The sequence below is a fragment of the Paenibacillus sp. B01 genome (assembly GCF_009649995.1).
Taxonomy (GTDB): domain Bacteria; phylum Bacillota; class Bacilli; order Paenibacillales; family Paenibacillaceae; genus Paenibacillus_O; species Paenibacillus_O pasadenensis.
The window spans coordinates 4311317-4336985 of record NZ_CP045802.1 but is presented as its reverse complement, the minus strand read 5'-3'; the positions used below and the strand labels follow the sequence as shown (position 1 = coordinate 4336985).

Sequence of the window (25669 nt, the reverse complement as noted above, 5' to 3'; positions counted from 1 at the left end):
CGCGCATGGAACGATCAACGGACAACAAACGAAGCCGGCTGCTCCTGCTGCACAGCAACGACGTGCACAGCCGCCTGGAGGAGGCGGGGCGGATCGCCGCCGCCGTCAAGGACGCGCGCCGGGATGAGGGCGAGCAGGGCGTGCTGTACGTCGACATCGGCGACCATCTCGACCGGATGCGGCAGGAGACCGAAGGCACCGGAGGCTCCGTCAACATCGCGCTGCTGAACGCGGCGGGCTGCGAGGCGGCCGTGCCGGGCAACAACGAAGGGCTGACGTTCACCCGGGACGAGCTGGAGCGCATCTACGCGGGCGCCCGCTTCCCGATCCTCTGCTGCAATCTGCTCGATGCGCGCACAGGCGAGCGGCCGGAGTGGCTGCTGGCCGGGACGGTGCTCGTCAAAAACGGGCTGCGCGTCGCGCTGATCGGCGCGACTGCGGCCTACCCGGCCTTTTACAGCCTGCTCGGCTGGACCGTCACCGATCCGCTCGAAGCGGTCCGCGAGCAGGTCGGCCGCCTGCGCGGGGCGGCGGACGCGGTCGTCGTGCTGTCGCATCTCGGCTTGCCGGTGGACCGCCGGCTGGCCGAGGAGATCGACGGCATCGACGTCATTCTCGGCGGCCATACGCATCATCTGCTGGAGGAGCCGGAGCGCGTCCGCGGCGCGCTGCTGTGCGGAGCCGGCAAGTTCGGCGAGCGGCTCGGCCTCGTCGAGCTCGGCCTCGATCCGTCGAGCGGGCGGCTCGAGGCGGCCGGCCGCCTGCTGCCGATCGCCTCGCTGCCGATCGACGAGGAGGCGGCCGAGCTGCTGAGCGAGCACGGCGAGACGGCCCGGCGCGAGCTGTCGCGTCCGGCCGCCACGCTCGAGCGGCCGCTCGAGCTCGACCCGGCCCGCGAATCGCCGCTCGCGAACCTGCTGGCGGCCGGCGTGCGCGAGTGGACCGGGGCGGACATCGGCCTCGTCAACGCCGGGCAGCTGCTCGGCGGGCTGCCGGCCGGAGAGATCAGCGAAGGGCTGCTGCATGCGCTATGCCCGTCGCCGGTCAATCCTTGCCGCATGCGGCTCATCGGCCGGCGCATCCGCGAGGCCGTGGAGCAGTCGCTGCAGCCGGAGTTCTACGGCAAGGAGCTGCGCGGCTTCGGCTTCCGCGGCACGGTGCTCGGCACGCTGGCCGTGGACGGGCTTGAGATCGACTGGAGTCCGGCCGCGGACGGAGGCGGCCGGATCGTGTCGATCCGCTGCGGCGGCCGCGAGCTGGAGGACGAGCGCGAGTACGACGTCGGCACGCTGGACATGTTCACCTTCGGCGCCGGGTATTTGCCGCTCAAGGAAGGGCGGGACGTCCGCTATTTTTTGCCGGAATTCATCCGCCAGGTGCTTGCCGCCGAGCTGAACAAGCCGGAGGCGCTGCGGCGCTGCGGCGAGCCGAGGTTCAGGCTCGTCCGCTGATCTGTCGAATCGACGCCGATCGGCTCGAAAAACGCTGTCGAATCTAATGTTTTTCCTCATCGATGTCGATAGATAACAGGATAGGATTCTAATCGTACCCAGGGAGCGACCCGTCCATGATACTGATGCCCCTAAGCATGTGCCGGCCCGGGATGAGGCTGGCCAAAAAGGTTCTCTCCGGGGAGGGACTCGTCCTGCTTGGCGAAGGCTTCGAGCTGACGAGCCGGCTCATCGAGCGGCTCCAGGAATGCCAGATCAATTTCCTTTTCATCCAGGACGAGGCGACAGACGACATCCTGATCAACGAGCTGATCAGCGAGGATACGATGCGGGTCGCGATGACGGAGATCCGGGCCAGCTTCCGGCAAATGATGGATTTGCCCCAGCGCAGGCGCGGAGCGGCCTATCCGTTCGTCGGACCGCAGCTGCGCGACGTCATGAATCGGGTCATCGACGACCTGTCCGCGCACAAGGAATCCGTCGTCATGCTCATGAACATGGCGTCGGTGGACAATTATCTGTACCAGCATTCGTTCAACGTCTGCGTCTACTCGACGATGCTCGGCATCCATCACGGCTACTCGCGCGACGAGCTGACCGTGCTCGGCATGGGAGCGCTGCTGCATGACGTCGGCAAGACGATGGTGCCGGTCGAGCTGCTCAAGAAGCCCGGTCTGCTGACGCGGGAAGAATTCGAAGAGATGAAGCGCCATACGGAATACGGCTACGAGCTTCTCCGCCATGAGGCGGGCGTGCCGGCCGCCGCCGCGCTGTGCGCGCTGCAGCATCACGAGCGGCTCGACGGCAGCGGCTATCCGTTCGGCCTCAAGGGCAAGGAGATCCACGAGTTCTCCAAATGGATCGGCATGGTCGACTCGTACGACGCGATGACGACCAACCGGATCTACCGCGAGCCGATGCTGCCGCATCAGGCGGTCGAGGCGCTGTACGCCGGCACCGGCACCCAGTACGAGCAGTCGATGGTGCAGCTGTTCCGCGACAAGGTCGCCATCTATCCGGTCGGCATGACCGTCCGCCTCAAGACCGGCGAGATCGGCGTCGTCGTCGACGTGCGGCCGAGCTGCCCGCATCGGCCGGTCGTGCGCGTCCTGCGCGACGACGAGGGCGTGCGGCTGCGCGCGCCGTACGAGATCGACATGTCGCTGCAGCTTACCCGCATGATCGCCGGCGTCAACGACGAGTTGCCCGAGGCGCAGCTTGCGGGCGCGCCGTCCTGAACGTTCCGGCAGCATCAGGCAGCGGTTTCGGGGAGCCTTCGGGCTCCTTTTTTTGCGTTGGCCGCGCCCGGCGGTTTGATTCGATCGGGAAGGGGAAGTACAATAAAGGCCAAGTGTTTCATTAATAAACGATAAGGTGCTGGATCGAACATGAACCCAGAAATGACGCTTCAACCGCTGCTGACGCCGCTGTCCCCGCAAAACGACCCGTGGGACCCGCTCGGCAGCCTGGAGCGCTTCGGCCGACATGCCCTGACGAGCGTCGAATTCACGGTCACGAACCTGTGCAACATGCGCTGCGAGCATTGCGCGGTTGGCGACACGCTGACGATGCGCGAGCCGGACAAGCTGCCGCTCGAGCTGATGCTCTCGCGGCTCGACGAGGTCGAGCAGCTGCAGACGATCAGCATCACCGGCGGCGAGCCGTCCTATTCCGAGCGGACGGTGCGCGACTATATCGTGCCGCTGCTGAAGTACGCTCGCAGCCGCGGCATCCGCTCCCAGCTCAACTCCAACGTCACGCTCGACTATTCGCGCTACGAGCTGATTGCTCCTTACCTTGACGTCATGCATATCTCGTTCAACTACACGTCGGCGGACGACTTCCATGAGGTGGGCTTCGCGCGCTCGGGCCATTCGGTGCCGCGCTCGGCCGCGGTCCGGATGTACGAGCGGATGATCGACAACGCGCGCCGGCTGAGCGACGCGGGCGTGCTCGTCTCCGCCGAGTCGATGATCAACTACCGCACCTGGCGCAAGATGCCGGAGATCCACCGGCTCATCCGCGAGATGGGCTGCGAGCGCCATGAGGTGCATCCGATGTATCCGAGCGCCTGGGCCGGCGGTCTGCCCGCACTGAGCAAGGAGCAGATGCGTCAGGCGGTGGAGGAGCTGCTCGACGCGCGCGACCCGCAGCTGTGGATGCTGTTCGGCACGCTGCCGTTCTACTCGTGCAGCTCCGATCCCGCCGACCGCGACCTGCTGGCGCGGCTCGGGCGCGAGCCGAACGTGACCGTGCGCAACGATCCCGACGGCCGCAACCGGCTCAACGTCAACCTGTTCACGGGCGAGGTGTTCGTGACGGACTTCAGCGACATCCCGGCGTTCGGCAACGTGCAGGACGAGCGGCTCGACGACGTGTTCGCCCGCTGGCTGGACCATCCGCTCAGCCGCAGCGTCAGCTGCCATTGTCCGGCTGCCGCCTGCTGCGGTCCGAACCTGCTCGTGAAGCAGATGTATTACGAAGAGGTCGATTTCATGAAGCAGAAGGCCGTGCTCTAGGGCGGTGTTTGCAAACACGCCCTGGCCGGCGCATTCTGCCCGTAACGGAGGCCGAACGTCATGACAACCGAGTTCCATCCGGGCGATATCGCGCTGAACCTGCTCGTCGTCGTCGTGCTCGTGCTGCTGAACGGCTTTTTCGTCGCGGCGGAGTTCGCCCTCGTCAAAGTACGGACGACCAGGCTGACGCAGCTCGCCTCGGAGGGCAGCAAAAAAGCCGGCTACGCGCTGCGCATCGCCCATCGCCTCGACGCCTATCTGTCCGCGACTCAGCTCGGCATCACGCTCGCCTCGCTCGGCCTCGGCTGGGTCGGCGAGCCGGCGATCTCCCATCTGATCGCCGAGCCGCTGCTGCACCGAATCGGCATCGCCGACGAGACGGTCGTCTCGACCGTGTCCATCGTCATCGGCTTTCTCGTCATCACGTTCCTGCACATCGTCATCGGCGAGCTGGCGCCGAAGTCGCTCGCGATCCAGAAGTCCGAGGGCGTGTCGCTCTGGCTGTCCGCGCCGCTGCTGTTCTTCTATGCGATCTTCAAGCCGGCGATCCTGCTGCTGAACGGGGCGGCGAACCGGCTGCTGCGGCTGATCGGCATCGAGCCGGCGAGCGAGCACGAGTCGGCCCATACCGAGGAGGAGATCCGTCTGCTCGTCAACCAAAGCGCGCAGAGCGGCATCATCGACGACAACGAGATGAAGCTTGTCGGCAATGTATTCGACTTCGGGGACCTGCTGGCGCGCGAGGTGATGCTGCCGCGGACGGACATGGACTGCCTGTTCACGACGCGCTCGCTCGAGGAGAACCGCGAGATGGTGTATCGGACCCGGCATACCCGCTATCCGGTGGCGATCGAGGAGAAGGACCAGATCATCGGCTTCGTGCATATCGCCGACCTGCTGACTGCGGACCGCGGCAGCGTGCCGGATCTGCGCAAGCTGATCCGGCCGGTGCTGAACGTGCCGGAGTCGATGGAGGTCAGCCAGGTGCTGCAGCTCATGCAGGCGCGCCACAGCCAGCTCGCCGTCGTCGTCGACGAGTACGGCGGCACGGCGGGCATGCTGACGGCCGAGCTGATCCTCGAGGAGATCGTCGGCAAGATTCATGACGAGTTCGACGAGGCGCCGCCGGCGATCACGGTCCAGGGGGAGGCGACGACCGTCGACGGCCGCATGCTGATCGACGACATCAACCGCCTGCTGCAGCTCGATCTCGAGGACGAGGAGGTCGATTCCATCGGGGGGTGGATGTTCCGCCGGCTGGGCGGCACCCCCGAGCAAGGCAAGAAAATCGGCTATCGCGAATATACATTCGAGGTAGCGGAATGCCAGCCTCTGCGCGTGCTGCGCGTCCGCATCTACCGCAATCCCGAAGCCGCTGCAGATCGGGACGAGCCGGCAGAGGAGAGCTAGCGCGGAGCGTCCGGAGAGCTTCTTTTCGGGAGCCCGGCAGCGGCCAGCCTCGCCGGAAGGGAGATCTGCGGGGACTGCAGCCCCGGGGAGAATGGCCTTGCCGATCAAAACGCTCGTTTTCATTGCCGTAGGCTTGCTGCTGCTGTACCTCAGCTTCACCGTCGGCGCGCCGTTCCTGCTCGCGCTTGTCGTCGCCATCTTTTTGGAGCCGCTCAACCGGCTGCTGATGCGCAAGGCCGGCATGAGCCGGCTCGCGGCCGCGGCCGCGAGCAGCACGCTGTTCACCGTGCTGCTGCTGGCGCTTGCCGCCGGCATCGGCTTCAAGCTGGCGGCGGAGCTGATCGCCTTTTGGAACCGCGCGCCGGCGATGGTGGCGGATGCGAACGTCTTTTTCCGAGAAAAGTTCGAGCATGCCAAGGACGTCTACATGACGATCCCGCCGGAGACGGCCGTGCAGCTGGAAAAGGTGCTGAACGGGCTCGCCAGCTCGCTGACGGGCATGGCGACCGCGCTCTCAGGCTCGGTTGTCGCCGTCGCCTCGGGCCTGCCGGGAATGTTCATCTTCACGATCGTGTTCCTCGTCGCGGTGTACATGTTCAGCTTCGGCCTCGACACGATGAGGGCGTCGTTCCTGTCGCTGTTCCACGAGGACTCCCAGCCGCAGCTCGGGCAGGTGCTCGATAACCTCAAGGACTCGATCTTCGGCTTCCTGCGCTCGCAGCTGCTGCTCAGCCTCGTGACGTACGTCCTGACGCTGATCGGCCTGGCGAGCATGGGCATCGACTACGCGATGGCGATCGCGCTGCTCGTCGTCGTCGTCGACATCCTGCCGATCCTCGGCACCGGGTCGGTGCTCGTGCCGTGGGCGGCCTACATGCTGCTGGCCGGCCACAGCGGCACCGCGTTCGGCCTCGTGCTGCTGTTTCTCGTCATCACCGTCGTGCGGCGCATCATCGAGCCCAAAATTCTCGGCGACTCCGTCGGCATCGGCGCGATCTCCGCGCTGATCAGCCTTTATGTCGGCTTCAAGCTGGTCGGCGTCATCGGCGTTTTTCTCGGCCCGCTCGTCGTCATCATCTACATGGCGGCGCGCAAGGCCGGCCTGTTCCAGCTCAAGATCCGCCTGTAGCCGCCTTCGGCGCAGGCGAAAAAGCCCGCTTTTCCCGACTGTCGGGAGAAGCGGGCTTTGGCGCGTACGGCCTTCCTCAAGGGAACCGCCTAAGGCGACGGGGCGCGGGCCGGCTCCCTTCCGCGCCGTCCGCTTCGCGCGAACGGCAGGTAGAGCAGCAGGAACAGCAGTAGCGCGACGGCCTCGAGCGACAGGATGTACCACGGGTACGGGCCGAGATAGTCGAGCAGCGACGAGCTCGGCGGCTTGCGGGCGAGGAACATGTAGTTCGCTCCGGTCAGCCGGTTGACCGCGAACACGACGGCGGCGATCGCGTTGACCGCTCCCCAGGCGATGAACGGCGAGCGCAGCGTCGGGCGGAAGCCTTCGACCCAGACCATGTAGAGGGCCGCCAGGAGCAGCAGACCGTGCGCGGCAAAAAACTCGAGGAAGCGGAAATGCGGAAACGCATAGCCGAGCACGGGCGTGGCAAGCGCCTGCAGCGCGCCGCCGATCGCGGTGAAGTAGACGATCTGGAACAGCAGCCGGCTGCGCAGCAGCAGCATGATGACGGACAAATAAAGCGAGATGCTGCACAGCTCCAACGGAAGGGTGGCCTCCGGGCGGAACACGCCGTTCGAGACGTACCAGACGTTCAGCAGAATCTCGCAGGCGGCGAGCAGTCCGGCCAGCGCGTAGCGACCGGACGCGGGGCGGCGGCGGGCCAGCGGCCCGCGGAAGGCGAACAGCAGCAGGACCGCGGCGAAGATGAGTCCGAGGCTGATCAGATGGGCAGGACTGTAGGCGACGAAGCGCTCGGTAATGTCGGAATCGAACATGGCGACCTGCCTTTCGGACGGAGTTGGGAGGAGGCGCAGGGAGCGCGATCGCTTCTACTTCGCCGTAGCCCCGGCAAAGTCCTATCGGATGGCATCGCCAAAAAGTAAAAGGCAAGTTGGAAAAGCCCCGGCTCATACGCTTTAAGGAGCAGCACAGCATCCGGCCTGCAGCCGCTGCGTCGACAGAAGGAGGCTCGGCCGGGCAAGGAGGCAGGACATGAGGCTACAGGCAGCAAGAGGTATGTTCGGAGGCGGCCAGGGCGGTTATGCCGGCCAGCCCGGCGGCGTCGCGTATGGCGCCCCGGCCTATGCCGGCGGGGCCCCTGGCTTCGGCGCCCCGCAGCAGGCTTACCGCAGCGAGGCGGAGCTGGCGGCCGCGGCCGCTTACGGCCAGCCCGCATACGGCGCGGCGACGGGCTACGGAGCGCAGGCGGGAGCAGCGGGCGAGCTGCCGCCGCCGGGCGTGCCGGGAGCCGGCTACAGGGAATGGCTTCCATTCCGGGGGGCATGCGATCCGTGCCCGCCGATCGGCGTCAGGCGGTATGTCATTCCGCCGAATCAGTACATCCTGTACCAGCCGACGGGGTTGCCTCAATATCCGCTCGAGGAGGCGCTGCGCCTCGGCACGCTGTGGCCGGCGCTGTACAGTCCTTATGAGCCAGGCTGCGGAAGGAGCTGAACGGATTCGATGAGCGAGGAGCAGCAGAAGCAGGCATTCGACAAGGAGGCCTATCAAGCCGGACTGAAGGAGCTTCAGGTGCTGGATTTTGCGCTGGTGGAGCTGAACCTGTACTTGAACACGCATCCGGGGGACTTGCAGGCGATCCAGCAGTTCAACCAGCTGGCGCAGAAGCGGCAGGCCGTGGCGCAGCAGTTCGAGCTGCAGTTCGGACCGCTGGTCAACTTCGGCAACAGCTATTCCCGGTATCCTTGGCAATGGAACGAGACGCCGTGGCCTTGGCAGGTATGAGCATGGACGATCGGCGCGGAGCGGCGGAGCGGCCGCCCGGCCCGGCGGAGCGGCATGCGGCGCTGGCGGCGGAGCCGGGATGCAGCAGAGCCTGCTCCCGCCCGTGTCCGCGCAGGGAGGCGAGGGCCCGTGCCGAGGCGGCGGAGCGCGCGCCGCAGGCGGCCGGGCATGGACGAGAGCAACAATCGCGGATGGACGCCAGCGAGGGGGGATGAGGGCATGTGGCTGTATGAGAAGAAGCTGCAGTATCCGGTAAAAGTCAGCAAATGCGACCCGATGATGGCGAAGTTCCTCGTCGAGCAGTACGGCGGCGCGGACGGCGAGCTCGCGGCGGCGCTGCGCTACCTGAACCAGCGGTATACGATTCCGGACAAGGTGATCGGAGTGCTGAACGACATCGGGACGGAGGAATTCGCGCATCTCGAGATGATCGCGACGATGATCTACAAGCTGACCAAGGACGCGACGCCGGAGCAGCTGCGCGAGGCGGGCCTCGGAACCGACTTTGTCAATCATGGCGGGGACTTGTTCTACAACAGCGCGGCCGGCGTGCCGTGGACGGCGACCTACATCGCGGCCAAAGGCGATCCGCTCGCGAATCTGTACGAGGATATCGCGGCCGAGGAAAAGGCGCGGGCGACCTATCAGTGGCTTATCGACTACACCGACGACGTCGACTTGCAGGACAGCCTGAAGTTCCTGCGCGAGCGCGAGATCGTGCATGCGATGCGCTTCCGGGAATCGGTCGAGATCATCAAGGCGGATATGGGGCAGAAGAAGATTTACTGACGGCTGCCCGACATAACAGGAAGGCACGGACATAGAGGCAGACGGCAAAAACGCCCGGAGGCAGGCTCCCGGCGTTTTTGCGCATGATCAGGGAATGATGCGGTCAAAGATGGACGGACGATGGCCGCCGCCATGGAAGCCGCCGCCGCCGTGGAAGCCGGGGCCGCCGGGACCGCCGGGACCGCCCGGGCCGAAGCCGGGACCGCCCGGGCCGTGAAAGCCGGGACCGAAGCCCGGACCGAAGCCGGGACCGAAGCCGGGACCGAAGCCGGGACCGAAGCCGCCGATCGGCAGCGGTATCGGCAGCGGCAGCACCTCCGGATAAGGAGGGTAGGGATACGGGTAGGGATAAGGATAGGGATAGGGAGGATAGGCGGGCGGTACGGGAACAAAGGACATGGGATGCGCCTCCGTTGCAATGGGATGCTACAGCTTATGCGGGGGAGGGCTGGGAGGACACTCGCCTATTTGATCGCCGGCTTCCAATAGGCAGATTTTGGCTTGCTAACCGGGACTGGAGCCGCTACATTCATGTCAACGGGCAACGATTGCCGATCATGCCGCATGGACGGGGGGACAGCGCGATGGACAGAGAGCTGCGGGAAGAGATGGATCTGGCTTTGCTCTGGGACAAGGTGGAGGAAGCGGTGTACGTGCTGGATCCGGAGTGGAGGTTCATCTATGCGAATCGGATGACCGAGCAATTTGCGGGCAAGCCGCGGGAACAGCTGATCGGCACTCTGCTGTGGGATCTGTTTCCGGCGAATTGGGTCGAGCGGGCGAAGCCCGTCTTCGAGCAAGCGGCTGCGACAGGCCGCTCGGCCCGCTTCGAGGAATATTCTCCCGAGTCCGACCGCTGGTACGCCGTGCAGGCGCTGCCGCTGCCCCCGGGGCTGGCCGTCGTCTTGCGCGAGATCACGGCGGAGCGCAAGAACAGCCAGCGTCTCGATCAGCGCTATGAGTCGCTGTTCCGGCAAAATCAGGACTCGGTGTTCCAGATGGATCTGGAAGGGCGCTTCGTGCTCGTCAATCCCGCGATGGCCGCGATCACCGGCTACTCGGAGAGAGAGCTGATCGGCAGCAGCTTCGAGCCGCTGCTTCATCCGGACGAGCTGCCTGAGGCGAGGGAGCACTTCCGGCTCGCCGCTGCCGGCCAGCCTCAGTATCGCGAATATCGGATCATCAACAGCCAGGGGCATGAGCTGTACGGGCAGGTGACGAAATTTCCGATTGTCGTGGACGGGCATGTGATCGGCATTTTCGGCATGGGCAGAGACATCACGCTGCAGAAGCGGAGCGAGCTGAAGATCCGGGAAGCCGAGCGGCGGCTGCGATCGCTGATCGCTCATCATTCGGATGCCATTCTGGAGCTGGACATCGACGGTAAAGTGAGGGAATGCAATCCGGCCAGTCTGAAGCTGCTCGGAGCGCAGCCGGAGGAGCTGGCCGGGAAGCGGCTTGACGAGCTGATGAACCTCGACAAAGAGAGAAGAGACGAGCTCACCCGGCTCTGGGATGGCGCCGATTGCCACACGTCTCCGCTGGCGCTGCCGTTGCCGCTGCGGAGCGGAGAAACGATTTTGGCGGAGGTGGAGTTCGTGCCGATCCTGATCCATGGACAGCGGGACGGCGCGTATTTGATCCTCAAGGATCTGACGCAGAAGCTCGAGACGGAGAAGCTGCTGCTCAAATCGGAGAAGCTGCAGACGGCGGGCCAGCTCGCCGCGGCGGTCGCGCATGAGATCCGCAACCCGCTCACCTCGCTCAAAGGCTTCGTCCGGCTGCTGGAAACCTATAACGAAAGGCCGGAGAAAGCCTACATGTTCCAGATTCTGCAGGAGGAGATCAGCCGCATCGATTCGATCACGAACGAGCTGCTCATGCTGGCCAAGCCGCAGAAAAGCATCGTGAAGCAAGTGCGCTTGGACGGCGTTCTGGAAGCGGTTGCAACGCTGATGAGCCCGCAGGCGCTGCTCAAGAGCATCGAGCTGAGGCTGGAGCCGCTTCCGGAGGCGGTCGTGCTCGGAGAGGAATACGGGATCAAGCAGGTGTTCGTCAACCTCGTCAAGAACGCCATCGAGGTCATGGAGCAGGGCGAGATCCGCATCGAGCTGGAGGCCGCTGCGGAGGGTTGGCATGTGCGCGTGGCCGACGAGGGCGGAGGCATGCCGGAAGAATGCCTCGACCGGCTCGGCGAGCCGTTCTATTCCACCAAGGAGAAGGGGACGGGGCTCGGGCTGATGGTGACGAAGCGCATTCTGGAAGCCCATGACGGCACGATCGAGTTCCGCAGCCGCAGGCATGTCGGCACGGTCGTGGAGGTGTATCTGCCTCGGGAAAGCCCGCTGCAGAAGCGGCGGATCGCGGAAGCGGGCGAGCTGCCGGGCGACCGGCTGCGCCTTGCCGGGGCGGACAGGCTGGGCTATAGTGGGAAAAGCGAGGAAAGGGGAGAACCGGGATGACGGAACAAGCGGCCGGAAACGTGCGGCTCGAGCGGCCGGAGGTGATTCTGTTCGACATGGACGGAACGCTGCTGCAGACGGAGACGCTGCTGATGGAGGCGCATGGGCGCATCTTCGCGGCGCTGCGCGAGGAGGGACTGTATGCGGAGCCGGAGCCGCCGGTGGAGGCTCTGCTCGGCTGCCTCGGCATGCTGCTGGAGGACATCTGGCTTAAGCTGATGCCGACCGCGTCCGAGGCGGCCCGCGAGCGCGCCAACGAGCTGCTGCTGCAGTTCGAGCTGGAGGAGCTGGCGGCTGGCAAAGGCGTGCTGTACGAAGGCGTGCCCGAGACGCTCGCCGAGCTGCGCGCGAGGGGAATCCGGCTGTTCGTGGCGAGCAACGGCCTGCAGCCTTATGTCGAGGGCATCGTCCGGCACAAGCGGTTGGAGCCGCTGTTCGACGGCCTCTACACGGCCGGCGGCCGAGGCACGGCGACCAAGGCGGAGCTCGTCCGCCTGCTGCTCGCAGAGCATGGCGTCGCCCGCGCCTGGATGGTCGGCGACCGCTCCTCGGACGTCGATGCCGGCAAGCGCAACGGCTTGCCGGTCGTCGGCTGCGATTACGCCGACTTCGGCGCGTCGTCCGAGCTCGACGGGGCGGATGTCCGCATCCGCCGCTTCGGCGAGCTGCTGGAGCTGCTCGGAGAGTAGAGCGGCCGTCAGCCGGGGAGCGCTGCTGGACGTAGAGAAGCAAGGCGGGACGCCCGAGCGCGGCGCCGGCTGCGGAAAGCCCGCGGCCGGGTTGCAGACGGAAAACCAGGACGAGGCCGGGAAGCGGCTTCGCCCTGGTTTTTTGATGTACGTCTTTTTTCGTGGCCAGCCGCTTCGCGGAGGAGCCGCGCCTTGGGGAGTCCGCAAGCCGATTTTATCGGGTTACAGCCCGAGAATCTCGCCCCGGGGAGTCCGTAAGCCGATTTTTTCGGGTTACGGCCCGGGGATTGCGCCCCGGGGAGTCCGCAAGCTGATTTTATCGGGTTGCAGCCCGAGGATCGCACTCGGGGGAGTCTGCAGGCCGATTTTTTCACGAAATCGACCTTCCTAGGCTGCCCGGGTCCTTCCGAACGGACAAGACGGATTCCGTCTACTCCCCGTTCTCCTCCGTCTGCGGCGCGGCCGCTGTGTCGACTTGCTCGGCCGACGGATCGGCCTGCTTTACCGATGGATCGGCCTGCTTCGCCGCCGTATCGGCCGGCGCGGCAAGAGGCTCAAGCTCCGCCTCATCCATGTCAGCGGAAAGAGCGGAACTCGCCGGCGCCGGGACGGAGCGGATCGTCGGCTTGTTCGCCGCGAACGGACCCGATCCGGCCAGCGGTCTCGGTTTGCGCCGCCGATTCGGCGACTCGTTCTCCCCGCGCCGCCCGCCAGGCGGCTGCTTCGAGACGCGTCCCTGCGCGCCGCCTGCCGCCGAGCGCTTGCCGCCGTCCGCGGCCGCGCTGGCCGCGCCGCTTTTGCCGCTGCCTGCCGCCGATCCGGCCGGACCGCTACTGCCGCTGCCTGCCGCCGATCCGGCCAATCCGCTCCTGCCGCTGCCTGCGGCCGTCCCGGCCGGGCTGCGACTGCCGCCGGGCTCCGCATTCCGGCGCTTCGAGCCGGAGCCGAGCGTCGCCGCTTCGTCTGCCGCCGGCCCCGAGCCGACCGGCTGCGCGCCGCCCAGGCTTGAACCGGTCGTGCGCGAGCCCGTCGTCCTCGATCCGGCCGTGCGCGAGCCTCTCGTGCGCGACCCGGCCGTGCGGCCGCCTGTCGTGCGGCCGCCGGACTTGCGTCCGCGTCTCGAGTAGAGGTACAGCGCGTACTCCAGCGGCTTCACGATGGCCCGCTCATAGGTCGCGAGATCGCCGCTCTGGCGGAACACCTCGCGCGCGGGCTTCGGATTGACCTCGAGCAGCCAGATGCCGCCTTTCTTGTCGATCGCCAGGTCGAGCGCCAGCTCGCACAGGCGGCCGTACTGCCGCTCCAGATGGGCCGCGACTTCGACGCCGAACTGCTCCGCCTCGCGGCGTACGGACGCGGCCAGCTCCTCGTCGCCGACCCAGGAGGAGAGCAGCTCCTCCATGCGCATCGCCTTGCCGCCGCCGTGCAGGTTGGAGGTGATGCTGCCCGCCGCGCCGACCCGGCCCGCGCAGCCGGTCGGCTCCCATTCGCCGCGGCCGTTCTTCTGCACGAGCAGCCGGTAGTCGTGGACGCGGCCGCTCGGCAGCTTGATCATGATGCCCTGCTGCACGATGTACTTGCCGCCGCCGAGGCTCCAGGAGGAAAGCCGCTCCTGCAGCGCGGCCGCTCCGACCTTCTGCGGCCGGATGATGCGCCGAGACTGATCGCGTCCTTGGATGAGATAGACGCCTTCCTTCTGCCGCTCGATCCGCAGGATGCCGCGCCCGCCCGTTCCGTTGATCGGCTTGAGGAAGACGAGCGGGAAGCGGCGCAGCATGTCGGCCAGATCCTTGTGTCCGGCATACAGCACGGTCAGCGGCTGCCGTCCTTGAAACCGGCTTTGCGCGGCCAGCGTCTTGTACACCGTCCATTTGTTGCGCAGCATCCGGTTGAGGAAGGTCAGATGGCCGTAGCGGGAGCGGAATTTCTGAAGCTGCTCGAAGCGGTAGCTCTGCTGGATGCGGCAGCGGTCGAAGATCATATGGGGAAAGGAGGTCCAGCGCCGCGACCACGTCTTCGACGACGGATCGTAGATCATCGCCTGGATCCGGTTCTTCTCGTAATCGACGTCGGCAGGCGTGAAGACGAACACGTCGAGCCCCATTTTCTTGCCGGCGACGATCATCCGCTGATAGATCGGGCGCTCCTCGAGCGCCTTGTTCTCATTGAGGTATAACGTTAAGATGCCGAGCACCGGCTGAGCCATGATCATCCCTCCTTGCAGCAGCGGGCTTTTTCGGAAGGAGCTCGCGGCCGGAAGGCCGGGAGGAGGGGGTTCGCGCCGCGCCTGCGGTGCGCGCTGCTCTCGTCGCCCCCGCCTCGGACCGCCCTACCTGGGACCGCCCCACCTGGGACCGCCCCACCTGGGACCTTTCCGCCTGAGGCCAAGCCGCCTCGGACCGCTCCGCCTCGGACCGCCCCACCTGGGACCGCTCCGCCTGAGGCTGAGCCGCCTCGAACCAAGCCGTCTCGAACCGCTCCGCCTGAGGCCGCTCCACTTCGAAACGCTCTACCTCAGACCGCCCCGCCTGGGAACGCGCCGCATTGACTTGCGCCGTCTCAATCCGCCCCGCCTCGCGGAGCGCCTCCGCCCGCGCCGCGCCGTCTTGCGCGCCTTGCGCGGCAAGCGCGCTGGCGCCGCTGCGGAACACGAGCGTCGGCTTGCCGGTCGGGCCATCCTCCAGCGCCACTGCGGCCATGCCGGCGCGGAAGCACATCTTCATGCTCGCGGCGTTGTCCGCGGCGACGCGGCAGTCGAGCGCTCCCCACGTCCGCTGCAGCTCGCGCAGCAGCCGGCTGCCGGCTCCTCGGCCGCGGCAGGGCGGCGAGACGGCGACAAGGCAGGCCTCCCGGCCTGCCTTGCGGGCAAAGGCGATGCCCGCCGGACGTCCCTGCTCCAGCAGGACGGCCAGCGCCGCCGCCGGAGCCCCTCCGCCCGCGGGCTCCAGCTCCTCCGCCCGCAGCTCCTTCAGAGCCGCGAGGCCCGCCGCCGACAGCCGTCCGCCGCCCCAGGCGGCCATCAGCCGCAGGAGCGGCTCCCGGCTGCGGGTCCATTGCTTCGGTGTCAGAAGCATTGCCTTCATGTCAAGCGCCTCCAGCCTTTCCCGGCTTCGGCGAGCGCATCAGATAGCTGCCGTAATGGAAGATGCGCTCGAGCGATTTCTTGCGGATATGAGGCTCGTCGAACTTCATCGGCTTGGAGTTGGCTTCGAAGAACCACAGTCCGCCCGCGGCATCGACGCCGAGATCCATCGACATCTCGCCGTGGCTATGGCCGCTGGCCGACTCGATCTGACGGGCCAGCTGCACGCAGGCGCTGCGCGCACGGCTGATCAGCTGGCGCGCCTTCTCCGCGCCGAACGCATGGCTGAGCAGCTTCTCCGGATCCTCGATGCTGCCGCCGCGCGGCACATGGGTCGTGATGCTCTTGGAGCCGGCGACCCTCGCGCCGACTCCGGTGACCGACCACTGGCCGGCGCCGTTCTTTTGCACGAGCGCGCGCAGGTCGAACCGCCGCTCCTGGTACAAGGCGAGGTCGATCCCTTGCTGGGCGATGTACGTTGCGCCGCCGCTCTCTTTCAGGATACGCGCCCATAGCTTGGTTACCGTCGAACAATTATAGGTGCTGCTTTTTTTCCGGTTCTGGATGCTGAGCCGGTACGGCAGCGGCTTCTCCGGATAGACGCGGATCGTCATGATGCCCTTGCCGGCCTTGCCGCTGACGGGCTTGAGGTACAGGTACGGATGCTTGCTCATCATCCGGTCGAGTCCGCCCACGGTCGCCATCCGGCGCGTCGCCGGGATGTAGCGCTTCGTCGCCTGCGATTTCCGCAGCCATTCGAACAGCTCCCATTTGTTGAAAAAGGACGGGTTGAACACGCCCTTCACGCGGGGACTCGCGAGCAGCAGCTTCAGCTTGCGCTGGACGCGCGGCATGAGCTCATCCTCGCGCTGCGGGATGCGGTTGTAGACGAGGTCGGGGAAAGGGAACAGTCCCTTTTCCCACTCGCCGCCCTTGCCCGCCGAGTCGGCGAGCGAGAAGCCGGTCAGCATCGGCTGGGAGAACTTCAGGTAGCGCATCGGCAGCACGTAGACGATGAAGCCCATCTCCTTGCCGGTCCGGACCAGATCGGCGAAATTGGCCCGGTTGCCGCGGAAGCCGAGCTTCGGATCGGACATCGTCAATATCGCCAGCACAGGCTTGCGCGCGGTCAGCTCGGCTGAAAATCCGTACGGAAGCTCGTATTCCATCAGCTGTCCCTCCCCCGGAAGCGGCTCAGGTAGAGGCAGTGCTCGAGGATGTACTCCAGCGAGGCGCGGCCCTCCGGCTTGAGCGCCGGATGCTTGAAGATCGAGCGGCCGGGCTTGGCGTTGGCTTCGAACATCCACACCTCGCCGTCCTTGTCGATGCCGAGGTCGAGGCCGAGCTCGCCGAGCCGATGCGGGTAGTTGCGCTCGATCGCCTCGCTCATCCGGACCGCGACGCGCTTCGCCTTCTCCAGCACCTCGCCGGCTTGGCTGCCGAACGTGCGCGAGAGCGCGTTGCCCGGCGTCATGAGCACGCCGCCGTTCTTGATATGCGTCGTCACGCTGCCCTTGCCGGCTTTTTTCGCTCCGATGCCCGCCGTCACCCATTCGTTGCGGCCGTTCTTGTGCATGTGGAAGCGGAAATCGAGCGGGCAGCCCTCGATCTCGACGAGCCGGATGCCCTGCTGCACGACATAGCCGCCGAACGAGCTGCCGTGCCGCGCGTGCATCGTGCGCATGAGCGCCTGGAAGGTGCCGAAGCGCAGCAGCACGTTTTTGCCGCCGCTGCGGTAGCGGGCGAAGTAGCCTTGCTTCGGCTGGTACGTCAGCCGGTAGATGCCGGCGCCGAGGCTGCCGCCGCTCGGCTTGAAGTAGACGAAGTGATGCTTTTCCAGCAGCTCCTTGATCTTGGCGTCGCTCGGACCGGAGACGGATTCCGGCAGATGGCGCAGCGCCTCCACGTCCTTGTCGAGCAGCTTGTAGACGTCGGACTTGTTGAAGTAGCTCCAGTTGAAGAACGGGATGCCCTTGCGGACGAAGCGCTCGCGCAGCGAGCTGATATAGGAACCGGTCTCGGCCTTGCGGCTCGGCAGCCGGTTGTAGACGACGTCGGGGAGGGGCACGGTCTTGCGATACCAGGAGCCGTCGGCGTTCAGGAAATAGCCGTTCACCGTCTCCTGCGGCCAGTTGATGTCCTTGGGGGTGAAGCCGAAGAAATACGCCTTCTTCTCGCCGATGCGGATCAGGTCCTTGATGAAGCCCGTGCGCGAGCCGAACGGCAGGGAGGAGCTGACATAACCGTCGCTCAGGATACCGACGAGCGGCCCGAGCTGCACCTCGTTCTCCGAGGCGTGCAGCATGAACACGTTGCCCGACTTCGGCACGCGGATCTGCTGGCGGAGCGCCGAGCTGAGAAACACATGATTGCCCTCGCGCTTGACCGCCTTGACCGAGGCGGTGACCGTCTCCCGGCCGAGCTTGATCTGCAGCTTCTTTTTGTCCGACAGCTTGAGCGATCGGTACAGCGGCCCGGATACATAGACGACACGGTCCTTCTTATCCGAAAAATGCACGTTGCACAAAGTAAGACTCATGATGAACCTCCTGAACGTTCTGTCGCTAGGTTGGGTCGATTTATCGCGAAGGAGCGGCCGACGATCGGGCGCCGGAACGCTCCGGGACAGGGCGCGCGCCCAGCAGGCGGGCGTAGAGCAGCGGGCGTTCCACCGCCGTACGGGCGATGCCGCCGGGAAAAGACGAGAAGGCGTCGCGGCCGGGACGGGAGTTGAGCTCCAGCAGCCAGAGGCGGCCGTCCGGCTCGACGCCGAAGTCGAGGCCGAGCTCGGCGAGCCGGCCGAAGGCGTTCTCGGCCGCTTCGGCGGCAAGCAGCGCCAGCCGGTCGATCTCGGCCGAGCAGCGGGCCGCCCCTTCGGCGCCGAGCAGCAGCTCGAGGCCGTCGCGGGCGGGCAGCGCCTCGCCGCCGCCGTGCAGGTTGGAGGCGATGCCGCCGGGACGGCCGCGCCGCAGCGCCGTGCCGGTCAGACGCCAGCGTCCGCGCCCGTCCTTCTGCACGAGCGCCCGCACGTCGAACGGCCGGCCTTGGCGGTCGCATAGCGGCAGCTGCGGCTGGAGGATGTAGCGGCGTCCGCGGACCAGCCGCTCCGTCCGCTCGGCCGCCGCCTCCAGGTCGGGCAAGCGGGCGGCCAGCGTCCGGCCGTCCCCGGCGCGGCCGCGCAGCAGCCAGCCGCTGCCGTCCGGACCGAGGGAGAGGACGCCGCGTCCCTGCATGCCGCCGTCCGGCTTGAGGAAGACCGCTCCCCATTCGCGCGCGGCCTCCGCGACGGAGGATGCCCCGTTCAGCAGGCGGGTCGGCGGCGCGAGCGCGGCCAGCTCGGAGCCGGCGCGGCGCAGCGCCTCCAGCTGCGCGAGCTTGCCGGGCAGCCAGCTGCTGAGCCGCGCATGAGGATGGAGGCGGCGCATCCGCTCCAGCTGCAGCTCGCTGGAGCGACGGCTGGACGCTCCGCTCGGTCCGCAGCGGTCGTAGACGACGGCCGGCAGCGCGACTTCCCGCTCCTGCCAGCATCCGCCTTCGCGGACGTAGCCGGTCAGGGAGCCCGTTTCGGCGCGGAAGCCTTCCGCGGCGAACAGATGCAGCGGCAGGCGCAGCTCGGCGGCCCGTTCGGCCAGAGCCGCGAGGAATCCGTCCTCGGGAACCGTCAGCCTGCCGGAGCCGTCCGGTCGGGGCGCCTTTCCGATCCATACTCCGATTACGCCTGCATCGCTTTTCATCGCGGGCTCCTCCTCACGGGGTTCAGCTGCTGCTGCCGGCGGACCGGCGGCGGGCTGGCGGGCCGGACGCTATTGGAAGCCGGCCAAGTAACGCGCGTATTGGATCATGTTCCGCACCGAGGGGCGGATCTTGCCCCCTTCGAGCGGCGTGTTGTCGTTTTTGGACGGCTTGGAATTGACCTCCAGCAGCCAGACGCGGCCGCCGGTATCCATCGCCAGGTCGATGCCGAGCTCGCCGAAGTGGGCGGGAATGCGCTCCTCGATCCCCTTCGCGATGTCGAGCGCGGCCTTCTCCAGCTTGGCGCTTGCGCCGGCCTTGTAGCCGGGAGCGAGGCTGCTGCGCCCGACCGCGTCCTTGACGCGGCTGAGCGTGCCTCCGCGAGCCAGGTTGGAGACGAAGTGATTGCTGCCGGCCGTGCGGGCGACGACCGATGTGACGATCCAGGCGCCGGTGCCGCTGCGCTGCACGAGCGCTCGGAAGTCGACCGGCCGCTTGCCGATGTCGATCAGCGTCAGGCCTTGCTGGAGCTGGTAGCGGACCGTCTTCATCTTGCCGCCGAGCGAGCCGTAGAACTTGGCGAGAGTCGGATACGCCTGCCGCCGGATGCCGGTCGGGGCGGTGTAGGTGGCGAGGATGCCCTCGCCCTCCATCCGGCTCGCCTTGATGATGCCTTTGCCGAGGCTGCCCCGCACCGGCTTGAGGAAGACGGTAGCGTGGCGGGAAGAGACCGTCTTGAGATCGGCGAAGCTCTTCAGCAGCCGCGACTCCGGCAAGTATTTGCCGAGCGAGGGGTCCTTGCCGAGCGCATCGAACACCTCATGCTTGTCGAGGAACTTTTCGTTGAACACTTGCGTGCCGTAGCGGGACTTGGCTTCCCTGAACAGCTGCTGGACGGACGGACGGTTCTCGAGCTTGCGCGCCGTCAGCCGATTGTTCACGACGTCGGGCACGGGCAGGCTCGCCTTGCGCCAGCCGCCGTCGCCATGCACCCAGCCGTCGATGCGCGGACCGGGACCGGCCGCCTCGGGCGTAAAGAAGTATACATGGGCGCCTTGCGCGGCGCAGGCGTCGACCAGCTCGCGGCAGAACATCGTGATCGAGCCGAAGGGCCGATCGGGCTGCTGCGGATAGTCGCGGCTGACGAGCACGCCGATCAGCGGGCCGAGCGACAGCGTCTGGGTGCTCGGCCGGAAGTGCAGCCGCAGCGAGACGGCTCCGTGGATGCCCAGGCTGCGGGCCAGCGCGGAGGGCAGCCGCATCGTGTCGCCCTTGCCGCCGGATACGACCCGCACGGCGGTGCGGTACGAGCCGAACCGGAGCGCGATCGGAGTGCCGGACGGAATCTTGTGATGCTTGAGGACGGACTCGCCGAGCACGATCGCATCGTCGGCTCCGTGGCCTCCTTGGGTCACCTGGACGGCGATCTTGGACTTGGATTTGAGCATCGGTGAATCTCCTTCCGGAACGAAGGGTAACGCATGGCAGGTCTAGGTGAATGAAGCGAATTAATTCATCATATGAGGACATCTATCTCGTGGTTCTAGGCGCGATCCAAGAAGGACGGGACGCTTTGTACCAGCAGCGAAGACGCGGAGCCGCCAAGCGATTGTCCTCCGCCTCTTCACGATTGCCTCGTTGAAGCCGATAAATAAGACCTGGAAATATTGATATGTAAGTAGTGGGTGGGGGCGGAACGGTTGTGGCGTAAGGGGTTGGGCGTCGTGGGGATCGTCGTGCTGTTCGGCATCTGGCTGCCGCTCGGCATCTTTTCGGAGCGATGGGGCGGACAGCAGCCATTCCGGGCGGAGCAAGGCGTGATCGATCTGGCGGGCTGGGACGGCTCCGGCCGGATCGCGCTGGACGGGGAATGGGAGTTTTATTGGAACGAGCTGCTGCAGCCGGGCGAGACGCCGCGGGGAGAGCGCTCGTGGATGGAGGTGCCGGGCGTATGGAGCGGCAGCCGGGCTGCAGGCGCGGAGCGGCCCGTCTACGGAGCGGCCACCTATCGGCTGCGCCTGACCCATCTGTCCGAGCCGGGCGTGTACAGGATCAAAAAGATGAACATCCGCTTCGCCAGCGCGATCTACGTCGACGGCCGGCTCGTGCTCGAGGACGGCAAGCCCGCCCTTTCGGCGGAAGCTTACGTTCCGGGCAATTCTCCCGGCCTGGCGGTCGTCGAGATCAAGGGCTCGGAGGCGGAGATCATCGTGCACGCGGCCAATTACGATTATATCGATGCGGGCGTGCCGATGTCGCTCTATTTCGGCAAGGAGGAGGCGATCAACGCAGCCCATGAGCGCAGCCTGATCCGCGAGTCGGCGATGGCGGTCGTGCTGGCGGTCATCGGGCTCATCCATCTCGTGCTGTTCGCGGCGGTATGGCTGTACGGACAGCGCGACGAGCCGCTGCTGCTGTTCGGCCTCACCTGCGTGACGATGGCCGTCTTCAACGGCTTGCTCGGAGAGCGGCCGCTTGCCCTGCTGCTGGACGGGCTTTCCTTCCAGACGCTGTATACGATCAAGGACATGAGCGCGCTGGCCGGCTTTCTCGTCTCGCTCTACCTGATGATGCTGCTCCAAGGGAAAGGGGCGGACCGGCGGCTGACGAAGCTGTTCGCGCTCCTGCTGCTGGGCAGCCTGGTGATGTTCCCGTTCCTCAGCATCCGCGAGTACCTCTCCTTGTACCGCGTCACGATCCTGCTCGAGCATGTGCTGATGGCCCGGGTGCTGTGGAGCGCTGCGGCGCGGCATGTCGCCGCTCCTCGCGGCCAGCGCTACGAGTCGCTGCTGCTGCTGCTCGCCGTGCTGCTGCTCAACCTGTATTCCTACGGCTGCCTGCTGTTCGGCATGTCGATGCTGGGCTCCCTGCTGATCAGCCAGATCTATCTGATTCTGTTCAGCCTCGTCGTGTTTCTCGTCATCGTCTACCGCTTCTACGGGGCGTTCCGCGACATGGAGCGCATGCATCGCAAGCTGCTGCGGCTCGATCGGCAAAAGGACGAGTTCCTCTCGTCGACGACCTACCAGCTCAAAGCTCCGCTGCAGGACATCGTGCATCTGGCGGACAGCCTGGCGCATGCCGGCGGGCCTGCTCCCGGCTCCGCGCGCAGCCTTGCGCTGATCGCCGGCACGGGCCGCCGTCTCGGCTATCTCGTGCAGGATCTGCATGACTTCTCCCGCCTCAAGCATGAGGACATCGTGCCGGAGCCGCGCAACCTCGATCTCCGCTCCGCGGTCGGCTCGGTGCTGGAGCTGCATCGCTTCCTGCTGAGCGGCAGGCCGATCGAGCTGGCGAACGGAGTGCCGGAAACGCTGGCGGCTGTTTATGCGGACGAGGATCGGCTCGAGCAGATTCTGCACCGGCTGGTCGAGCGGGCGGCGCTGCGGGCGGAAGAAGGCCGGATCGAGGTGACGGCCGAGGAGGAGCTCGGCTTCGCGGTCGTGACCGTCGATTTCGACGGCCGGCCGAGGCCCGCTCCGGATCCGGATGTCGCGCCATGCCTCGCCGCCGCAGACGGGGAGGCTGCCGATCTCGCGCTGTCGATCACGCGCCGGCTGATCGAGCTGCAGGGCGGACTGGCGCTTCAGCCGCTGCCGGGCAAGGAAGGACGCTCCTTCCGCTTCTCCCTGCTGCTGGAGAAAAATCCCGCCGCTTCCCGCAAGGCCGCCTGGCCGGCCGCAGGGGAGGCGGCGGCGGCCTCCGAAACGCCTGTCGCCCTTGCCGGCGGCAGCAAGGGCCAGACGGTCGTGCTCGTCGCCGAGCCGGACGCTGCCAGCCGGCATGCGGTGTGCCAGCTGCTTGCCCAGGAAGGGCTGCGGGCCGTGAGCGTCCGCTCCGCGGAGCAGGCGCGCGCGGCGCTTGCGCTGGAGGGGGAGCTGAGCCTCGTGCTGCTTGGCGTCTCGCTCGCGGACGGCAGCGGCTTCGATGCGCTCGAGCAGCTGCGGAACCGCTTCTCGCCCTCTGAGCTGCCGGTGCTCATGCTGACCGGGCGCAGGCGCGAGGAGGAGCGCAGGCTCGCTCTCGACCTAGGCGCCAACGACTACATCTCCAAGCCGTTCGAGGCGGAGGAGCTGCTGGCGCGAGTCCGCAGCCTCGTCAAGCTGCGGCAGTCCGTCCGCGAGGCGCGAGAGCGGGAAATCGCCTTCCTGCGCTCCCAGATCAACCCTCACTTCCTCTACAACGCGCTCGGGGCGATCGCCGAGCTATGCGTGGAGGAGCCGGAAAAGGCGGAGCGGCTGACGCTCCATCTGTCGGGCTATCTGCGGGGCAGCTTCGACTTCGGTCAGCGGGACGGCATGTCGACGCTCGGCGCGGAGCTGAGGCTGATCGAGGCGTATACCGAGATCGAGAAGGCCCGCTTCGGCTCGCGGCTCCAGGTGACGCTGCGCTGCGAGGCCGATCCGGCGCTGCGGTTTCCGCCGCTGCTGCTGCAGCCGCTCGTGGAGAACGCGATCCGGCACGGCCTGCTGTCGAGGCCGCAGGGCGGCGAGGTGAAGGTGACGGTGGTCGAGCGCGAAGGCTATGTGCATGCGGCGGTGGAGGACGACGGAGCCGGCTTCGACGCGCAGGCGATGCTGTTCCGGCTCGAGCAGCCGGAGCGCATCGGCGGCGTCGGCTTGTGGAACGTGAGCGAGCGGCTGCGGCTGCTGTACGGGGAGCGGCTCGGCATGGACAGCCGCACGGGCTTCGGCTCGCGGCTGACGTTCCGCATCCCGGCGTCGAGCCGGACGAGCGAACCGAAAGAAGGAGGATGACCGATGCTGAGAGCGATCATCGTGGACGACGAGGAGCTGTCGATGCGCAGGCTGGCGAGAATCGCCGGCGAGCTGGGGGGCGTGGAGATCGCCGCGACCTTTTTCCATCCGTCCGAGGCCTGCGCCTACGTCCGGGATCATCACGTCGACGTGGCGTTCCTCGACATCAACATGCCGGAGATCGACGGCATGGAGCTCGGGCTGCGGCTGAGGCAGCTGCGGGAGCCGCTGCAGATCGTCTTTGTCAGCGGGTATGACCGCTATGCGGTCGACGCCTTCGAGCAGGACGCGGTGGATTATGTGCTCAAGCCGGTCAACGCGGAGCGGCTCGCCAAGACGCTCGAGCGGCTGAGCCGGCGCGCGCGTCCGCCCCAGCCGCCTCCGTCGGCGCCGAAGCTCGGCGTGCGGATGTTCGGCGGCCTCCGCTTCTTCCGCACGGACGGCCCCGGACGCGAGACGCCGATCAAGCTGCGCAGCCCGAAGACCGAGGAGCTGTTCGCCTATCTGCTGTGCAAGGGGACGGCGAGCCGGGAGGAGGTCGCTGACACGCTCTGGCGCGGGCTCGAGCCGGACAAGGCGGCCAAGAACATCAACTCGACGCTCTACTACATCCGCAAGTCGCTGGCCGAGGCCGGGCTGGAGCCGCTGCTGCTGGCCGGGCGCTACGACATCCGCATCGACGCCGCGAGGGTCGACTGCGACCTGTACGAGTACGAGCGGCTCGTCCAGCGCATCCGCGCCGAGGCGGCGCCGGACGCGCGGCAGTTCGATCAGGCGGAGGCCGCGGCTCCGGGCGGCTTCCTTCAGGGCAGGCTGTACGAATGGGCGGCGGAGCTGTCCCGGCGGCTGGAGCGGGAGCGCATGGAGCGGCTGGAGGGCAAGGCGCGGCTGCTCGTGCGGGACGGCAAGCCGGCGGCGGCGTTTCCGCTGTTCGAGCAGATGCTCGAGCTCGATCCGCTGCGCGAGGACATCCACGAGGAGCTGATCCGGCATTATCTGTTTCTCGGCCGCACGCATGACGCGGCCAGGCAGTACCGGGAGCTGGAGGAGCGGCTCGCCCGCGAGCTGGGCACTGCTCCCGCCCGCCCCTTCGCCTCCTACGTCGGCTCCGCCCATTTCTAATCCTTCAAAAAAGGGGCTGTCCCGAAAGCAAATGGAGACATCCCAAAATCTCAAAAAACAGCAAAGACCTCGGATGAAGCATGAAGCCAGTTGCCTCGGCTCCATTTCCATTCGGGGTTTTTGTGCATACACAGCTGGCTTTCTTCAGTAGAATGCGGGCAAGGGAAAGCGCCCCGGCCTCCAAGCCTACTTTTAGTAAGCCGCGAAGCAGGAACCCCCGGAACCCCCGGAACCCCCGGTTGTTTTTCAGTTGTCCAAACACACTTTCCGGCTCATGAATCCTCCGGACGGAAAGGGCGTGTCCTTCTTCACGGGAGAGTTTATCGCGCTCCTTCTTCTTTGGCATCATGTACTGCGGGCTGACGCTGATTTCTCGGTTTCCTTCCGCTTCCGTGCAGGCTGGTTTCCGGCGAATCGAATCCAAGGCACAATTCTGCCTTGGATGGCCCGGTTCCCGGCCGGAGAGCCGAAACCAAGGCACAATTCTGCCTTGGATGGCCCGGCTCCCGTCCGGAGGGCCGGAACCAAGGCACAATTCTGCCTTGGATGGCCCGGTTCCCGGCCGGAGAGCCGGAACCAAGGCACAATTCTGCCTTGGATGGCCCGGCTCCCGGCCGGCGAGCCGAATCCAAGGCACAATTCTGCCTTGGATGGCCCGCTTCCCGGCCGGCGTCTACTCCTCCCGGAAGAGGAAGTTTTTTTGTGTTAACCCATTTAGAAGAGGGTGTCCCTAAGCCAA

Annotated in this window: 22 protein-coding genes; 13 read left to right on the top strand and 9 right to left on the bottom strand. The window is 66.5% G+C overall.

Going from position 1 to position 25669, the window contains the following annotated elements; all coding sequences use genetic code 11:
• Nucleotides 1-5 precede the first annotated feature (5 nt).
• From GE073_RS18540 to ytvI, 5 genes are all read left to right on the top strand, one after another.
• On the top strand, nt 6-1451 hold the full coding sequence (locus GE073_RS18540; RefSeq protein WP_153784059.1) for a bifunctional metallophosphatase/5'-nucleotidase: 1446 nt from the start codon (nt 6-8) through the stop codon (nt 1449-1451).
• 116 nt (nt 1452-1567) lie between these two features.
• Complete coding sequence (locus GE073_RS18535) at nt 1568-2689, top strand: HD-GYP domain-containing protein (protein ID WP_028599130.1); 1122 nt, start codon at nt 1568-1570, stop codon at nt 2687-2689.
• A gap of 150 nt (nt 2690-2839) precedes the next feature.
• Nucleotides 2840-3970, top strand: a complete 1131-nt coding sequence (gene yfkAB / locus GE073_RS18530; RefSeq protein ID WP_153784058.1) for a radical SAM/CxCxxxxC motif protein YfkAB — start codon at nt 2840-2842, stop codon at nt 3968-3970.
• Between the two features lie 60 nt (nt 3971-4030).
• A complete protein-coding gene (locus GE073_RS18525; RefSeq protein ID WP_153784057.1) occupies nt 4031-5380 on the top strand; it encodes a hemolysin family protein in 1350 nt (449 codons plus the stop codon).
• A 97-nt stretch (nt 5381-5477) separates the two neighbouring features.
• Nucleotides 5478-6509 carry a sporulation integral membrane protein YtvI gene (ytvI, locus tag GE073_RS18520; RefSeq protein ID WP_028599127.1) on the top strand — a complete coding sequence of 344 codons (1032 nt, stop codon included), beginning with the start codon at nt 5478-5480 and terminating at the stop codon, nt 6507-6509.
• Between the two features lie 89 nt (nt 6510-6598).
• On the opposite strand, the gene GE073_RS18515 is transcribed toward ytvI, so the two are convergent.
• Entirely contained in the window at nt 6599-7327 is a 729-nt protein-coding gene (locus GE073_RS18515; RefSeq protein ID WP_043111400.1) for a YwaF family protein, read from the bottom strand.
• Between the two features lie 463 nt (nt 7328-7790).
• Here GE073_RS18515 and GE073_RS26070 point away from each other — a divergent pair, with 463 nt between their 5' ends.
• Genes GE073_RS26070 through GE073_RS18495 form a run of 4 tightly spaced genes read left to right on the top strand, consistent with a single transcriptional unit; the run spans nt 7791 to nt 9086 of the window.
• Complete coding sequence (locus GE073_RS26070) at nt 7791-8006, top strand: spore coat associated protein CotJA (RefSeq protein WP_028599125.1); 216 nt, start codon at nt 7791-7793, stop codon at nt 8004-8006.
• Between the two features lie 9 nt (nt 8007-8015).
• Nucleotides 8016-8297 carry a spore coat protein CotJB gene (locus GE073_RS18505; RefSeq protein ID WP_028599124.1) on the top strand — a complete coding sequence of 94 codons (282 nt, stop codon included), beginning with the start codon at nt 8016-8018 and terminating at the stop codon, nt 8295-8297.
• Nucleotides 8298-8299: 2 nt separating this feature from the next.
• Nucleotides 8300-8512, top strand: coding sequence for a hypothetical protein (locus GE073_RS18500; RefSeq protein WP_153784056.1), 213 nt, complete (start codon nt 8300-8302; stop codon nt 8510-8512).
• Between the two features lie 4 nt (nt 8513-8516).
• A complete protein-coding gene (locus GE073_RS18495; protein ID WP_028599122.1) occupies nt 8517-9086 on the top strand; it encodes a manganese catalase family protein in 570 nt (189 codons plus the stop codon).
• Between the two features lie 87 nt (nt 9087-9173).
• On the opposite strand, the gene GE073_RS25115 is transcribed toward GE073_RS18495, so the two are convergent.
• Nucleotides 9174-9485 (bottom strand): hypothetical protein, encoded by a 312-nt coding sequence (locus tag GE073_RS25115; RefSeq protein ID WP_194843405.1) that lies wholly within the window; start codon nt 9483-9485, stop codon nt 9174-9176.
• A gap of 185 nt (nt 9486-9670) precedes the next feature.
• Here GE073_RS25115 and GE073_RS18490 point away from each other — a divergent pair, with 185 nt between their 5' ends.
• Nucleotides 9671-11548, top strand: coding sequence for a PAS domain S-box protein (locus GE073_RS18490; protein ID WP_194843404.1), 1878 nt, complete (start codon nt 9671-9673; stop codon nt 11546-11548).
• Complete coding sequence (locus GE073_RS18485; RefSeq protein ID WP_153784054.1) at nt 11545-12237, top strand: HAD family hydrolase; 693 nt, start codon at nt 11545-11547, stop codon at nt 12235-12237. Before GE073_RS18490 ends, GE073_RS18485 begins: the two co-directional genes overlap by 4 nt.
• A 430-nt stretch (nt 12238-12667) precedes the next feature.
• Here the strand turns inward: GE073_RS18485 and GE073_RS25975 are convergent, their stop codons facing one another.
• From GE073_RS25975 to GE073_RS18455, 6 genes are all read right to left on the bottom strand, one after another.
• Complete coding sequence (locus GE073_RS25975) at nt 12668-14443, bottom strand: YheC/YheD family protein (protein WP_153784053.1); 1776 nt, start codon at nt 14441-14443, stop codon at nt 12668-12670.
• Nucleotides 14400-15320, bottom strand: a complete 921-nt coding sequence (locus GE073_RS18475; RefSeq protein ID WP_153784052.1) for a GNAT family N-acetyltransferase — start codon at nt 15318-15320, stop codon at nt 14400-14402. Before GE073_RS18475 ends, GE073_RS25975 begins: the two co-directional genes overlap by 44 nt.
• A gap of 1 nt (nt 15321) precedes the next feature.
• Nucleotides 15322-16488 carry a YheC/YheD family endospore coat-associated protein gene (locus GE073_RS18470; RefSeq protein ID WP_028599120.1) on the bottom strand — a complete coding sequence of 389 codons (1167 nt, stop codon included), beginning with the start codon at nt 16486-16488 and terminating at the stop codon, nt 15322-15324.
• Nucleotides 16488-17858, bottom strand: coding sequence for a YheC/YheD family endospore coat-associated protein (locus GE073_RS18465; protein ID WP_153784051.1), 1371 nt, complete (start codon nt 17856-17858; stop codon nt 16488-16490). The genes GE073_RS18470 and GE073_RS18465 overlap by 1 nt, the downstream gene beginning before the upstream one ends.
• A gap of 40 nt (nt 17859-17898) precedes the next feature.
• Complete coding sequence (locus tag GE073_RS18460; RefSeq protein ID WP_153784050.1) at nt 17899-19053, bottom strand: YheC/YheD family protein; 1155 nt, start codon at nt 19051-19053, stop codon at nt 17899-17901.
• Nucleotides 19054-19122: 69 nt separating this feature from the next.
• Complete coding sequence (locus GE073_RS18455) at nt 19123-20499, bottom strand: YheC/YheD family endospore coat-associated protein (RefSeq protein WP_153784049.1); 1377 nt, start codon at nt 20497-20499, stop codon at nt 19123-19125.
• Between the two features lie 276 nt (nt 20500-20775).
• On the opposite strand from GE073_RS18455, the gene GE073_RS18450 reads away from it, so the two are divergent.
• Together GE073_RS18450 and GE073_RS18445 are read left to right on the top strand one after the other, a co-directional pair.
• On the top strand, nt 20776-23808 hold the full coding sequence (locus GE073_RS18450; protein WP_153784048.1) for an ATP-binding response regulator: 3033 nt from the start codon (nt 20776-20778) through the stop codon (nt 23806-23808).
• 3 nt (nt 23809-23811) lie between these two features.
• On the top strand, nt 23812-24930 hold the full coding sequence (locus GE073_RS18445; RefSeq protein WP_153784047.1) for a response regulator: 1119 nt from the start codon (nt 23812-23814) through the stop codon (nt 24928-24930).
• A 4-nt stretch (nt 24931-24934) separates the two neighbouring features.
• Here the strand turns inward: GE073_RS18445 and GE073_RS25535 are convergent, their stop codons facing one another.
• A complete protein-coding gene (locus tag GE073_RS25535) occupies nt 24935-25354 on the bottom strand; it encodes a transposase (RefSeq protein ID WP_228551633.1) in 420 nt (139 codons plus the stop codon).
• Nucleotides 25355-25669: the final 315 nt, after the last annotated feature.